Origin of the sequence: Peterkaempfera bronchialis (genome assembly GCF_003258605.2) — a bacterium.
GTDB lineage: Bacteria > Actinomycetota > Actinomycetes > Streptomycetales > Streptomycetaceae > Peterkaempfera > Peterkaempfera bronchialis.
Map to the genome: position 1 here is coordinate 581180 of NZ_CP031264.1, position 13717 is coordinate 594896.

Annotated in this window: 11 protein-coding genes; 3 read left to right on the forward strand and 8 right to left on the reverse strand. The window is 74.8% G+C overall.

The window, feature by feature from the left end:
• Position 1 precedes the first annotated feature (1 nt).
• Genes C7M71_RS02615 through C7M71_RS02630 form a run of 6 tightly spaced genes read right to left on the reverse strand, consistent with a single transcriptional unit; the run spans position 2 to position 9527 of the window.
• Positions 2-976, reverse strand: a complete 975-nt coding sequence (locus C7M71_RS02615; protein ID WP_111493399.1) for an ABC transporter ATP-binding protein — start codon at positions 974-976, stop codon at positions 2-4.
• Positions 973-1968, reverse strand: coding sequence for a thiopeptide-type bacteriocin biosynthesis protein (locus C7M71_RS02620; protein ID WP_162824111.1), 996 nt, complete (start codon positions 1966-1968; stop codon positions 973-975). Before C7M71_RS02620 ends, C7M71_RS02615 begins: the two co-directional genes overlap by 4 nt.
• Positions 1965-3563, reverse strand: coding sequence for a hypothetical protein (locus C7M71_RS30470; RefSeq protein ID WP_162824112.1), 1599 nt, complete (start codon positions 3561-3563; stop codon positions 1965-1967). Before C7M71_RS30470 ends, C7M71_RS02620 begins: the two co-directional genes overlap by 4 nt.
• Complete coding sequence (locus C7M71_RS32460) at positions 3560-5641, reverse strand: TOMM precursor leader peptide-binding protein (RefSeq protein WP_111492649.1); 2082 nt, start codon at positions 5639-5641, stop codon at positions 3560-3562. The genes C7M71_RS30470 and C7M71_RS32460 overlap by 4 nt, the downstream gene beginning before the upstream one ends.
• A complete protein-coding gene (locus C7M71_RS32465) occupies positions 5638-7371 on the reverse strand; it encodes a hypothetical protein (protein WP_111492650.1) in 1734 nt (577 codons plus the stop codon). Before C7M71_RS32465 ends, C7M71_RS32460 begins: the two co-directional genes overlap by 4 nt.
• Positions 7368-9527, reverse strand: a complete 2160-nt coding sequence (locus C7M71_RS02630) for a hypothetical protein (RefSeq protein WP_111492651.1) — start codon at positions 9525-9527, stop codon at positions 7368-7370. The genes C7M71_RS32465 and C7M71_RS02630 overlap by 4 nt, the downstream gene beginning before the upstream one ends.
• A gap of 90 nt (positions 9528-9617) precedes the next feature.
• Here C7M71_RS02630 and C7M71_RS02635 point away from each other — a divergent pair, with 90 nt between their 5' ends.
• Entirely contained in the window at positions 9618-9926 is a 309-nt protein-coding gene (locus C7M71_RS02635; RefSeq protein ID WP_111492652.1) for a hypothetical protein, read from the forward strand.
• A 191-nt stretch (positions 9927-10117) separates the two neighbouring features.
• On the opposite strand, the gene C7M71_RS02640 is transcribed toward C7M71_RS02635, so the two are convergent.
• Entirely contained in the window at positions 10118-11173 is a 1056-nt protein-coding gene (locus C7M71_RS02640) for a hypothetical protein (RefSeq protein ID WP_162824113.1), read from the reverse strand.
• Between the two features lie 143 nt (positions 11174-11316).
• Entirely contained in the window at positions 11317-11505 is a 189-nt protein-coding gene (locus tag C7M71_RS02645; protein ID WP_111492654.1) for a thiopeptide-type bacteriocin, read from the reverse strand.
• Positions 11506-11925: 420 nt separating this feature from the next.
• Between C7M71_RS02645 and C7M71_RS02650 the strand changes: the two genes are divergently transcribed.
• On the forward strand, positions 11926-12942 hold the full coding sequence (locus tag C7M71_RS02650) for an ATP-binding cassette domain-containing protein (RefSeq protein WP_322975140.1): 1017 nt from the start codon (positions 11926-11928) through the stop codon (positions 12940-12942).
• On the forward strand, positions 12939-13697 hold the full coding sequence (locus C7M71_RS02655) for an ABC transporter permease (protein WP_111492656.1): 759 nt from the start codon (positions 12939-12941) through the stop codon (positions 13695-13697). Before C7M71_RS02650 ends, C7M71_RS02655 begins: the two co-directional genes overlap by 4 nt.
• Positions 13698-13717 lie beyond the last annotated feature (20 nt).

Below are 13717 nucleotides of genomic sequence, written 5' to 3' on the forward strand. Positions count from 1 at the left end.
GTCAGCTCCTTGTCGTACCGGCGTGGGAGGGCCCGGCGTCCGGCGCGGTGAGCGCGAGGAACGCCTCCTCCAGGCGGTTGGAGGTCACTTCGATGTCCCGGGCCGCCGGATGGGACATCAGATAGCGCACGACGGCGTCGGAGTCCCGGGTGCGCACGGTGACGGTCACGCCCCGGCGCTCCACGGACTCGACCCCGGGAACGGCCCGGACCAGCGTCTCGTCGGCGTCCGGCCAGACGGCCGTGACCTGCCGGCCCGCAGCGGCGTTCCGGATCTCGGCCGGGGTGCCGTCTGCGATGACCCTGCCGCCGCGGATCACCACGATGCGGTCGGCGTAGCGGTCCGCCTCGTCCAGCTGGTGGGTGGCCAGCAGAAGGGTGGGCGGCAGAAGGGTGGGCGGCATGGCTCCGGACGCCTGGGTGACGGTACGCCAGAAGTCGCGCCGCCCACCGGCGTCCAGCCCGGCGGTGGGCTCGTCGAGGACCAGCAGCCGTGGACGGCCGACCAGGGCGAGGGCGAAGCGGAGCCGCTGCTGCTCTCCGCCGGAGCACCTGCCGACCCGGCGGCGGGCGATTGAGGTGAGCCCGGCGCGCTCCAGGGTCTCGCCGACCGGGGCGGCGTCGGCGTAGAGCGAGGCGACATAGCGCACGGTCTCCGCGACGGTGAAGTCGCCCAGCAGTCCGCCGCCCTGGAGGATTCCGGCGACCTCCCCGGCGGCGACCGCCCGGTCCGGGCTGCGGCCGTGGATCAGTACCGAGCCGGAGTCGGGGTGCTGGAGTCCCAGGACCATGTCGATGGTGGTGGTCTTCCCGGCGCCATTGGGGCCCAGCAGGGCCACCACCTGCCCTGCGTCGACGCTCAGGGAGAGACCGTCGACGGCGGTGATGTCGCCGAACCTCTTGGTCAGCGCGGAGAGCCGCACGGGCGCCGCCTCCGGGGACGGCGGGCTCTCCGCGCTCCTCGCGGGGGCGGTCATGGGGCACCTCGCCGGGTCGCGGGTTCGGGTTCGGCTGGTGCGCCGGTGACATCGAGGGCGAGCAGCACCGCCGCGAGCTGGGCCTCACGCAGCGGGCTGAGGCCGAGCCGGTTGTGCGCCATATGCACATGGGAGCCCAGGATCTGCCGCGCCCGCTCCGGTCCGAGGGTTGTGCTCCAGCCGCCCGCTGCGGCCCGCAGCCGCTTGGTCCAGGTCGACCAGCGGCACGGCGCCCCGGCCACCAGCTCGCGGAGCGCCGGGGCGGTGGGGGCCAGCCGCTCGGCGTCGGCCCGCACCGCGCGGTCCAGCCCCTCCCAGTCCGGAGGCCCGCCGGGACGCCGGGCGAGCAGCGCCCGCCAGCCGTCGCGATGGCCGGCCAGCAGTCCGCTGCGGTCGGGCCGGTCGGTCCGGTCGGTCCGGTCAGGCCAGGCGGACAGCGAGGCGGCGAGCAGTTCCAGCCCGTCCAGGAAGGCATGCCGGTGGTCGGGCCGGGCACGGCAGGCCCGCAGGCAGACCACGCTGGACGCGTGGAAGAGGTCCTCGCTGTACGGCAGCAGCGCCGGTCCGCCGTAGCGCTCGTACTCCGGCTGGTACTCGGCCCGGTGGGCGCCGGGCGGCGCCAACTGCTCGACCGGCAGCGGGCTGCCGTACTCGCCGATGGCGGCCAGCGGCTCCACGGACCGGCGGTAGGCGTCGGGGGTCAGCCTCCGCTCTTCGGGAAGGTCCGCGTCGATCCGGGCGAGCCGGTCGGCGAGCAGGGCTTCGACGTCTGCGGCCTGCCGGTCGCCGAGGTCGGCGATGCGCAGCCGCACATGCGGGCCCGCCTGCCAGTACCGGATGAAGAACCACGGCCGGGGCTGCCCGTCGGAGGTGGGGCCGACGAGTTCCAGCACCGGGGGCAGCGCGGTGACCACGACGGTTTCGAGTGCCTGCGGATCGAGCGAGGCGACATGCAGGTGCCAGCTGCGCCAGGTGCGCGCGGTGCCGGTCATGGGCGCAGGTCCAGCATCGGGGCGGTGAACCTGGGGGTTCCGCAGACGGTCATGAAGACGGGGACCTCCTTGCGTTCCAGCCCGAGCAGGGGCTGGACGTGGTGTTCGTCGTAGGAGCGGGCCGGCCGGGCGATCAGACCGGTGGCGGCGGCTGCCAGGCAGAGTCCGTGGATGGTCCATCCGCACCACAGGTTGAGCAGGGCGAGGGCGCCCGGGCCGAGCGCATCGAAGAGCGCGTCGGTGTCGGTGCTGTGCACCCAGAGCACCGAGGCATGGCGCAGCGCGATGTCGGTGGTGGGGGACGAGGGACGGGCGAAGCCGGGTTCCAGCCGGGCGAGCACCCCGGGGTCGGCGCGGTGGGGGTGCGGCCGTCCGGCGTGCAGCCGGTGGACGCCGTCGGGCAGGTCGCCGACGCCGCTGAGTACCAGGGTGGTGCGCACATGGCGGCCGACCTCGGCGACCAGCGGGTCGGGGGGCGGCACGGCGGCCCAGGCGAGCAGGTTGTCCAGCGTGGCGCGGCCGACCGGCGCGGGGCGCAGTGCGAAGCCGTAGCGGCGGCCGGAGACCCGTCCCGCCGTTCTGCGCCACAGGACGTCCGCCCAGCTCACGGGGGACACGGAGGACGGTGTGGGATGGAGGGGCAGGCCGTGGGCGGGGCTCGGCGGCTGCGGCGAGCCAGGCGGTGCGGCGGTGGCGCGCAGGGCGCTGACGGCGCTGGACTCGGCAACCGTGGGGTCCTGGGCCGCCGACTCCAGCAGCCGGTGGCGGGCCGCTCCCCCGCTGTCGGCGGGTTCGGGGCGGCCGGGTGGGCCGGGGAGCGGTCGGCTGGGCCGGGGCGGCCGGGGCTGCGGGAGCCGGGCGACCAGCGGCGCCGACCAGTGGCCCGGTCCGGCTGCGGTGAGCAGCCGGAAGGCCGGGTGCGGCGGTGCGGTGACCGGTGCGGTGACCGGTTCGGCCTCGATCGGCTCGCCGAAGAGGTCGGCGGCGACGCAGAGGGCTCGCAGATTGATGCCGAGTTCCGCTTCGCAGACCGCGAACCGCAACCGGCCGTAGGCGGCGGGCAGGTCGGAGTACCGGGCGGCCAGCACGATCCGCGCCGTGTCGTCCCCAGGGTCCCTGTCGTCCCTGTCGTCCCCGACGTTCCCGGCGTCCCCGGCGTCCGGCGCGGCCGGTCGGATGTCGACCAGGGCGTGCCGGTAGAGGTCCAGGTAGCGCAGCGAGTCATGGTGCGCGAGGAAGGCGTGCACCGGGTACTTGGCCCGGCCGGAGGCGACCGCGCGGTGGTCGTCGTACTGGTGGTCCGGTTCGCGGCGCTGGAGTCCGAGGGCGGTCAGCAGGATCGCGCCCACCCGGTCACCCTCGGCCGCCCCGGCCGTGTCCCGGCAGCGGTGCGGGAACGGCGTGGCGGCCAGGGTCTCGTACACGTCCATGGGCAGCGGCAGGCCGGTGGTGCCGCGCGCCTGCGGCGGCGGCAGCAACGCGGTCGTCGGGTGCGCGTCATCCACCTGGTGCTGCTCGCCCAGCAGCCGCTTACCGGGCCCCTGCCGATAGGCGAACCGTCTGACGTCATCCGCCGCCATGGAGGGCCCGGTCATGGGAACGGGTGGGGGTCGAAGGGGATGTCCGCCTCGGGCGCCCCGAGGGTGTCGAGCAGGCGGCCGAGCCCGGCGAGGCGCTGCTGGGCGTGGCCGAAGCACATCGGCACGATGCCGGGCACCACGGCCTTGACGGCGCTCATGCCGTGCGCGGTGTGCTCGGGCGTGGACTGGTCGACCACCAGGATCCGGTCGAGCCCGGCCTGCCGGAACAGCTCGGCGGTGAACTCCAGGGCCCCTCGGACGTCTCCGGCGGCGGCGCGCACCAGCGCATGCGGCCAGTCCGGGAAAGCCTCCTCCAGGGTGACGTCCGGTCCGCCGAGCACCCGCTCGATCCGGGGCAGCAGCTCGGGGAAGGTGCTGCGCCGCCAGTGCTCCGCGATGGTCTGGATGGGCCAGGGGTCGTCGATGGTGTGCGCGTACTCCGCCGGGTCCCAGACCAGGCCCGCGCTGACCATCTGGGTCAGCTCCCAGAGCGCCGCGCGGACGGCCTCCTCCGGGTCGGGGTGGCAGCCGGCGGTGCTGAAGCTGGCCGGGATCATCCGGTCGCGGCGGATCGCCAGCGCCCACACGGCGGGCACCGGGATCCGGTCGGTGGCCACCAGCAGATGGACGTCGTAGCCCCGCTCCTCGGCCAGCCGCAGCATCATCCGGCTGTCCGGGTCGCGGATCACGGCCGGGTCGATCCGGGGCAGCGGCCGGGCCCGGTGCCAGGCCAGCAGGAAGGCGTCGCGTTCGGCGAGTTCGAAGAGGGCGTGCAGGGACGCCTCCTCGTAGGTGGCCCCCAGGGCGCTGCCGCTGGAGGAGTCCAGGAAGAAGTTGCGCCGGGGCCCGGGAGGCGTCGCGGGGTCGTCGCGTTCCCGTGCGCTGGGCGGGCGCAGGTCGTAGCGGTAGCGGAAGAACCCGATCTCGGCGGGGACCAGCAGCGGTTCGCCGCCGCCGAGCGGCTGGGACCAGACCCAGTCCAGTTCGGCGTCCTGGTGGTAGGGGCGCAGCCGGGAGTGCGGTGAGGCGAGTTGGCGTTCGGTGTAGTGGCCGAGGGTCATCGGGTCGAGGGCCAGGTCGCCGAGGGTGCGGCGGCTGGTCGCGGGCAGGATCGCCGCTCCGTGCGGGTAGCCCGCCATGCGTTCATAGGCTTCGAGTACGGCGACCGCCTCGGCCTCGCGGAAGGTCGCGGCCCGCCCCATCCCGGCGGGGGTGCCGACCAGCAGCTCGGTCTCGCTGATCGGGTACGTTCCGGCGGAGTGCCGGGTCATCCGGGTGATCGGGCCGAACCGGGGGTCGGCGAGGGCGGCGCGCATCCGTTCCGGGTCCAGGGCGAACGGTGGGTGCTCGCCCCGGGTCGGCACCGCCGCTCCGGTGGGTCGGCTGACGGTGCGTCGCGCCTTGGGCGGCGGGTCGGACGGTGTGATCAGCAGGCGGGGCGCCGGATCGCCGCAGACGCGGCAGCGGAAGGTCCGGCTGACGCGATGCCGGGTGACCGTGCCGGTGGCGGAGACGGCGATCAGGCCGCCGGTGTCGCGGATGCCGTGGTGCCGGTCGGTGGCCAGGGCGCCGACGGCGTCCCCGAGCCAGGGCGGGAAGGCGGCGGCCGTACCGGACCCGGCGGGCGGCGGGGTCGCGGAACCGCTTGCCTCCAGTCGCTCGCGCTCCGCGCGGTCGTGGCCGAAGCGCTCCTCCGGCTCCCACCGCAGATAGAGCGAGGCCGCCTGGGCGCAGCCGGCGCACCCGGTGGAGCCGCCGGGGGTCCACAGCGGCCCGATCAGGGTCTCCGAGGCGGTGATCCGCACCGAGAGCAGCGGCCGGTCGGCGGTCCGGGCCCAGGCCAGGGCCTGGCGTTCCCAGCCCACGTCGAACCCGCCGCGGCAGGCCAGCAGGGGTCCGGTCGCATCCGGGCCGCCGAGTGCGGCGGCCCAGCCCGGCCAGTCCCAGCCGGCGGGGGCTCCGGGGCCCACCCGTGGCGGGTGCCCGGGGGCGGCCGGTGCGGCGGGGACAGCCGGTGCGGCGGTGTCGGGCTTGGCGATGTCGGGCTTGGCGATGTCGGGCTTGGCGATGTCGGGCTTGGCGATGTCGGTCATGCGCACCACACCAGCCCGCTGACGACGGGCAGTTCGCCCAGCACCGGGTCGGCGGTGCGCCGGGCGGCGTGCAGGCGGCGCCCCTGCTCGGCCAGCACCTTCTCGACCTGCTGGAGCCCGGCGCGCACCGCCGCGTCCGGCAGGGTTTCGATCAGCGCGGTGCCGGGGCCGCCGTCTCCGAGCCGCTCCCGGAGTGCGGGGTCGGCCTGGGCTGCGGCCGCCCCGGCGCCGAGTGCCGCGTACAGCGCTGTGTCGGGGTCGGGGCCCCAGGCCCGGGCGCGGAGGGTGCCGGTGGTGTCCTCGACGGCGGCCAGTGCCCAGCCGAGCCCGGGTAGGGCCCGTACCTCGGCGTGGATGGAGCGCCGGAAGTAGTCCTCGGTGACGCTCCACAGCGACCGCTGGCCGGCGTCGGTGAGGCCCTGCCAGTCCAGTCGGCGCAGCGCCGGACGGTTCGTCAGCTCGGCGTCCAGGCAGCGCAGCGCTCCGTCGAGCAGCCAGCGCGGAGCCGTGGAACCGGCGGCGGCAGCCACCGGCGGGCCCCCGGCCGCGCCCGGCGGTCGCCACTGCGGCGGGCAGTCCTGGGCGGCCAGCACACGTACGGCCGCGAGCAGGGCGTCCAGAACCGCCTCGGCGCGGTTGTGCCCCCAGCCTGCGGTGGGCTGCGGCGGGCGGCTGCCGAGCGGCCGGGCGGTGGCCAGCGAGACGGGCATCTGGATCAGCGTGGCGTCGTCTCCCCGGGCGACCAGGCCGCTCCACGGCTGGGTGAGGGCGGCGAGCGCTTCCAGGGTGGCGGCGGCGCTCAGCTCTGCCTGCTCGGTCGGCTCCGCCGGTGCTGCGTGCTGGTCGAGCAGGGCCAGGGGGGCGGCGCAGCGCTCCCAGGTCGGGGCGGGGGTGCCGGGCGCGGCCGGGAGCTGCCGGGTGCGCAGTTGCCCGCCGTGTACCAGCGTCGGGCCCGGCGCGGGGTCGCCGATCCCGGTGAGCAGGGCCAGTGCCGCGCTCGCGGCGAGCGATCCGGCCAGTACCGCGCTGAGCGGGCGCGGCGCCGGGCCGTCCGGGGTGGCGTCGATCCAGGCCCGTACCCGCCGCAGCAGCGGCGCGGGGTGCGCGGGGAGGGCGCCGACCGGCCCGACCAGGGCGAAGTCGCGTCCGGCGTGGACCGGGATCAGTGGGACGCCGGCGTACTCCTCCGGTCGGGGCGGCTCCCCGGGGGTGTCGGCGTCGTCCACCAGGACGGCCAGGTCGCAGTCGGCCGCCCGGGGGGTGGGGCGCTCACTGCGCCGGATGTCCTCGACGCCGTAGCTCCGCAGGGTCCGCTCGACCAGCCGGGCCGCCGGACCGCCGCCGACGACGGCGACGGTGGCGCCGCGCAGCCGCGCGAAGACCCGGTACGGGTCGTCGCTCCGCGCCTCCAGGAAGGCGAGCACCTCGGCGTGGCGGGCGGCGGTCGCCGGGTCCGGCGGTGGGGCGGTCAGCGCGTCCAGGTCGAGCAGGACGCCTTCCCGCAGCAGGCGGTCCAGGATGTGGCGCAGGACGGGCCGGGCGGCTTCGTCGCCGAGGTCGCGGACCAGGTCGTCCAGGCTGGTGCCGGCGGCCAGCAGGCCCAGTCGGCTGTCGAGCAGCGGATACAGGCCGGGCGGCCCGGCCAGGACGAACGAGCGTCCGGCCCGGGCCCAGTGGACGCCCTGCGGGACCGGCGCATAGTGGGCGTCGGGGCGCAGCTTGACCCTCACGCGGGGCCTCCCTCGGGGTGCGGCGGGGACGGGAGGCGGTCCAGTTCGACGGCCCACTCGGCGGCGTGGACGCCGGTGCGCACCTCGGGCAGCGCCTCCTCGAAGTACCCCATCCGACGGCGCTCCATCAGCCGGGGCAGCACCCGGACCATCAGCGCGCTGGCCAGGTCGACATACTGCGGCTTCTCCCGGCGGCGGGCGGCGACGATCTGCTGGATCTGCGCGGCCGTACCGGCCTCCGGCGCGCTGCCGTCGCGGTCGCGGTCTCGGTCCAGGCCGGGCATCCGCCACAGCGGGGTCTTGATGACGATCTGCTCGGGGACGTCGTGCCGGGCACGCCAGGCGGTGACCGCGAGCAGGTCGCTGACCTCGTCGGCGGGCTCCGCCGGGGCGGGCAGGTCAGCGCCCGGGTACCAGCGTCGGCGCTGGAGCACGCAGTGCCCGGCGACCAGGCGCGGATACGCGGTGGTGCCGCCGGTCCGGGCGTCGTGGTCGCGGCGGGCCCGGTGGGTGCGTTCGACCGGGTCGAAGGCGACCAGGCTCGGGCCGTACAGCCAGACCGCCAGCAGCAGCGCGGGGGGCTGGGCGTCGATCCACTTCATGCCGAGGGAGAGCACCCGGACCGGGGCGCCGTCGCCGTCGAGCAGGCCGAGCCGGTCGGTGGCCGGGTCGTGGACCAGGCGGGCGGCGGCCCAGTCCCGTGCGGTCATGGTGCGGTCCAGCAGGCGCATCCGGTGGTTGAGGTTGCTGCCGTGCAGCCCGTGGTCCTCGACCAGGCGGGGGCCGTCCGAGCCGTAGAGGGCGTGGAGGCGGCGGCGCAGCCGGTCCGGCGGGTCGCCGTGCGGGTCCGCCTGGGGCTGGCCGAGGAACCGCGTGGTGAGCTGGCCGTGGCCGGGATAGCAGGCGTTGACCACCAGCCGGTCGCCGGCGGGCTGCACCAGCATGCCGTAGGAGGCGCCGTCGGCGGAGAACCGGTCGGGTACGGCTGCCGCCAGTTCGGCCAACCAGTCGGCGCCGAAGCGCAGCTCCTCCTCGGCGCGGGCCGCCAGCAGGCGGTCGCCGAGCGCGGTGCAGGCGTCGGCCCGGGTCTTGAGCAGCGCGGCCAGCGAGCCGTCGGCGGGGCCGTGGTCGGCCGCGGTCTGCTCGGTCAGCGCGGCCTGCCGGGCGCGGACCTCGGCGACCAAATCCTGGGCGTGGTCGAGCAGCGGGGCCTGTCCGCCGCTGCCGAACCGGTCCACAAAGGCCCGGGTGAGCAGGGACCGCGCATCGTGGTGGCGGTCGAACATGGCGTAGAAGCGGGCGACCGCGGCCAGGTCGCGGAGTGGCTGATCGTAGCCGTCGCGGCTCACCGTGCGCGGGGCGAGCAGGTAGTCCTCGTTGACCCGCAGCCGGGCCGGGGCCGCGCTGAGGGCGTTGAGCTGCTTCTCGGTGGCCTCGATGCGGTTGAGGGCGGCGGTCCGCTCGGTCACCGAGCCCCGGGCGGCCAGGTCGAGTGCGTCGCGCAGCCGGGTGAGCAGCGGCGCGGCCTCGGGGCAGCGGTCGGCGAGCGCGTGCTCGGCGTCGCCGAGCAGGTCGGCGCTCTGCTCGTCCAGCACGGGCCCGGCGACCAGGATCTGGGCTCGGGCGGCGGCGGTGACCAGGGCCTCGGCCTCCTGCGGGGGGATGGCCAGCCGGAGCGCGGTCTGCTCGATCAGTGCCTCGGTGGGGATCGGCCCGAGCGCGGTCAGCCGCAGTACGGTCGCCAGGCCGTCGTTGAGCACGGCGCCGAGCAGCCGGGACCGGCCGTCGGCGCGGTGCAGAAAGCGGATCCGGTCGCCCTCCTCACGCAGCATGGGGTTGCGCGCCAGCAGGCCGGGGATGGGCGCGGTGCCTGCGGAGACCGCGTCGGGCGGGTTGGCGATGCCGCCCACCAGGCCGGAGAGCAGCGGCTGGTCGATGCTCAGCAGTCCGGCCGCCTGGCGCCGGTCGAAGCGGGTCTGGTCCAGCGGGGTGCCGTCCGGCGACCAGGTCGCGAAGCCGGCGGCGGTGAGGCGGGAGAGCGGGCTGACCCGCAGGATGGCGCGGGCGTAGTGCTGGATCAGGCCGCGTTCGGACTTGCGGTCCCTGGCTGATGGGCGGCCGGGGCTGCGGCGGTAGCGCAGCACGGCGTCCAGCATCTGCGGGGAGTTCAGCGCGAGCGAGAGCTGGAACGGCTCCGACCCGAGGGCCTCGGCGAAGGCAACGCGTTCCTGGGTGAGGAAGGTGGGGTGGCCGGTCTGGACGGCGGTGCGGGCCAGCAGCCTGCGTTCGGCGGCGTCGAGCCAGGCGACGACGACTGCGGGGAGGTCGGCCGGCCAGGGGCCGGGCCCGGGGTCGCGCCCGTTGTAGACGGCGCGCTTGAGGTGCAGCAGGCGGTGCCGGAGTCGGCCTTCGGCGGTCCCGGCCAGGGCGAACAGCGCGTCGCAGGCGGGTTCGCTCAGCTCAGCGCAGCGGCGTTCGGCCGCGTACAGGGCGCCGAGCGCGGTACGCAGCGGGGGTGCGCTCAGCCGGCGGCCGGCGGCCGGCGGTCGGGTTGATGCGCAGCATCACGCTGTCGGCGAGCGTCCACCGTCCGGGCTCTGCCGGGGGCGTCGGGGCGGCCGAGTCCTGCGCGGCGTCGGTCAGCACGGGGAGAGTTCCTCTCGCTCGGGGGAATCACCCGGGAAGTGCGCCAGGGGGGGGTGGTGCGCCAGGGGAAGTACGCCGGGGGGAGGTGCGCGCGCCGGGGTCAGCGGGGCGCGAGTTCGCCGGCCCGGGCGCGCATGCGCTCCACGGAGCTGAGCCCGGTCAGGCGGTCGGCCGCCTCGCTCAGCCCGAAGCACAGGTAGTAGCGCCGCAGCGGAGTGATGCCGAAGCAGGTCAGCGTGGGGTAGACGGTGTTCAGCAGCACCCGGTAGGCGGTCTGGCGGTAGTTCTGCTCGGCCACCTGGCGGTTGGTCAGATACGCGGCGATGAACTCGCTGCGCACCGGCGGGCCCATCGGGTACTCCATCGGGCCGACGGCGCTCTGCAACGCCCGCTCGTCCAGCAGGCCGGCGGCGCACATGCCCTCGGCCACGCCCCAGCCACGGCCGATCGCGGACTGCCAGGAGTGCAGCAGCGGGTCATCGACGGGTGCGGTCAGCGCGTCGAGGAAGACCTCCTCGTCCTGCGCGAAGCGCTGGGCGAAGACGGACCCGAGGTCGGCGTGGTTGCCGGTCGCCGAGCAGACGCCCTCCACATGGGAGCGGAAGGCGAGCGTCCCGACGCCGTAGCCCAGCGGATGCGAGCGCGCCACCAGGGCCATCACCCGGGCGAGGGTGGGCAGCAGCTCGGCGTCGGGCAGTTCGGCGGTGTCCAGGACGGGTTCCAGATAGCCGGCGGTGATGAGGTCGCGGGCCCGCAGGACGTCCGGGGCGAGCTGCTCGGCGTCCTCGTCCGGTCCGGCGGTGACATGGCCCTGCGGGTGCAGCGGCAGGGGGTCGCCCTTCTGGTTCTCCCAGCGGGCCAGCTGTCCGGCGCGCCGCAGGTAGTCCTCCACTGCGGGCGGTTCACCGGGGCGCTCGGCGGCGATCCGGCCGGCGGTCTCCAGGAACTCCTCAAGGTGCGCGGTGCGGTCGGGATAGGCGCGTACGACGACGCGCAGATGCGAGCCGTGCAGCCAGCCGCGCCGCAGCTGGACGACCGGAAGCTGCTGCGTGGATTTCAATCGCCGGATCGGCGAGGACATCGCACGCAGCAGCTCCCGAGGCTGCGTTGAATAGTCGGTGATGCATACGGCCGTGCCCGGGCCGATTCTGTCCATGTCGTGACTCCCGGAGGAACACGGAGCGCCGCGCCGGCGTGAGGCCGGACGAACGTCCGCAGATAGGCCGGTCCGCTGAATCCACCGGTGACGCTACTTTGAATTCATGATGCGTTCAGCGCGTCATTCCGGAATGCGGGAGGTCAGCAGCAGGAGGTGGACAGCGAGCCGCTGATGCCCAGGTCGGCCTCGCCGAGGATCTCCTCGCCGTCGGGGGTGACGGTCGGGAAGATGATGATCGCGGAGGCGCCCATGTCCGGGAGCGCGACACTGTCGGTCACGTCCAGGACCTCCAGCTCGTTCACGTCGAATGCGCCGAAGTCGATGCTCATTGTCTTTTCCCTTCGTCGGTTGCCGCGTGGATTTCGGTGCCACGCGAACGACCATCAGCTTCCTGGGGCCGCCGCATTCGCGCAAGCACGTCCGATGACATCAACGTGCCATCGCGCGGTCGGCTCGGCGCGTCCGCAATGTCCCCTTTGGGGCTTTTCCTCGAAACTGTTCGCATCAAAGGCGGCAAGCCGGACATCCCCGAGGTGCAGTTTGGTGCCAGATTCCGCCGCACCCCGGGCCGTGCACTGGACGCGGCGGTGGCTCTCGCCCACAGTCGGGTGCTGCCAGCGCATGCCGTGCCGTCGCCTTCGGCCGACCGCCGGCCCCGACTCCGTGCGCTCGACCGCCGCGACCGGGAGTTCGTGGCCCGTAGCGCCCCTGGACGCACATCGGAGCCCAATGTGATCACAGCGCAGGGATTGACCCGAGTCTTCCGCACCCGTTCCGGTCCGGTGGAGGCGGTCTCCGGAGTCGATCTGACGGTCGAGGACGGCGAAGTCGTCGGCTTCCTCGGCCCCAACGGCGCCGGGAAGACCACCACCGTCCGCATGCTCTGCACACTGCTGAAGCCGACCTCCGGCACCGCCACCGTGGCCGGCCACGACGTGGTCCGGCAGCGGGCCGAGGTGCGGCGGCGGATCGGCTATGTCGGCCAGAGCGGCTCCGGCGGCGAGCACCGCGCGGGGGACGAACTGCGTACCCAGGCGATGCTCCAGGGCCTGGACAGAGCCGCGGCCACCGCCCGGGCGGCCGAACTCGCCGAGCAGTTCGACCTCGGCGAGCTGCTGGAGCGGCCGTGCAGCAAGCTGTCCGGCGGGCAGCGCCGCCGCCTCGACCTGGCGCTGGGGCTGGTGCACCGCCCCGGACTGCTCTTCCTCGACGAACCGACCGCAGGTCTCGACCCGCAGGCGCGCGCCAACCTCTGGGACCACCTGCGCACGCTCCGTGCCGAACAGGGCACCACGATCTTCCTCACCACGCACTACCTGGACGAGGCCGACGCCCTCTGCGACCGCATCCTGGTGATCGACGGCGGGCGCATCGTCGCCTCCGACACCTCGGACGCGCTCAAGAACCAGATCGGCGGCGACGTCATCATCCTGGAGAGCGACCAGATCGGCGACATCACAGCCGTCGCCACCCGGGTCCTCCCGGACTGCCGCCCGGACTCCACGGTCGGCTCGGTCCACCTCCACTGCGCGGACGCGCAGCGCCGGCTGCCCGAGCTGCTGCGAGCCCTCCACGAGGCGGGGGTCGAGCTCACCTCGATCGCCGTCAAACGCCCCACCCTGGAGGACGCCTTCCTGCGGCTGACCGGCCGTTCGCTGCGCGAGGAGGGCCGCGGTGCCGCCCCGGCGGAGCAAGCCCCCCAACCCGACCAGGCAGCGACCGGGGACGCCCCCGCCGAGCCGATCCACTCCGAGGTGGCCTCGTGACCACAGCACGCACCAGCCTGATCATCTTCCGCCGGTCGATGCACTACACCCTGCGCAACCCCGCCTGGGTGATCGCCGGACTCCTCCAGCCGCTGCTCTACCTCACCCTCTTCGCGCCGCTGCTGTCCCGGCTCACCGAGGTGCCGGGCTTCGGCGACAACCCGTGGCGGGTCTTCGTCCCCGGGCTGCTGGTGCAGCAGTCGGTCTTCGCCTCGGTCTTCGTGGGGTTCGGCGTGATCGCCGACACCCGCTCGGGCGTACTGGACCGCATGCGGGTGACGGCGGCCAGCGAGCTTGGCCTGCTGATCGGGCGGGTGCTGCGCGATGTGGTGGTGCTCACCGCCCAAGGCGTGCTGCTGGTCCTCGGCGCACTGCTGGCCGGGCTGCGCGCCTCCCTCGTCGGCGTGCTGATCTCCTTCGCGGTGCTGGGCGTGCTGGGCCTGGCCATGTCGGCGCTCTCCTACGGCCTGGCGCTGCGGCTGCCCGCCGAGGACGTCTTCGGCCAGCTCATCAACAGCCTGACGCTGCCGACCCTGCTGCTCTCCGGGGTGCTGCTGCCGATGACGCTGGCCCCGGGCTGGCTGTCCGGCCTCTCCAAGGCCAACCCGCTCTCCCATGTGGTGACCGGGACCCGGGCGCTGTTCCAAGGGCAGCTGACCGGCAGCGGCGCCATGACCGGCGCGGCGGTGGCGGTCGGTCTGGCGCTGCTGACCCTCTGGTTCGGCCTGCGCTCCCTCCGTACCGACGAACGCTAGTGCCGCGCCCGCCCGAGCAC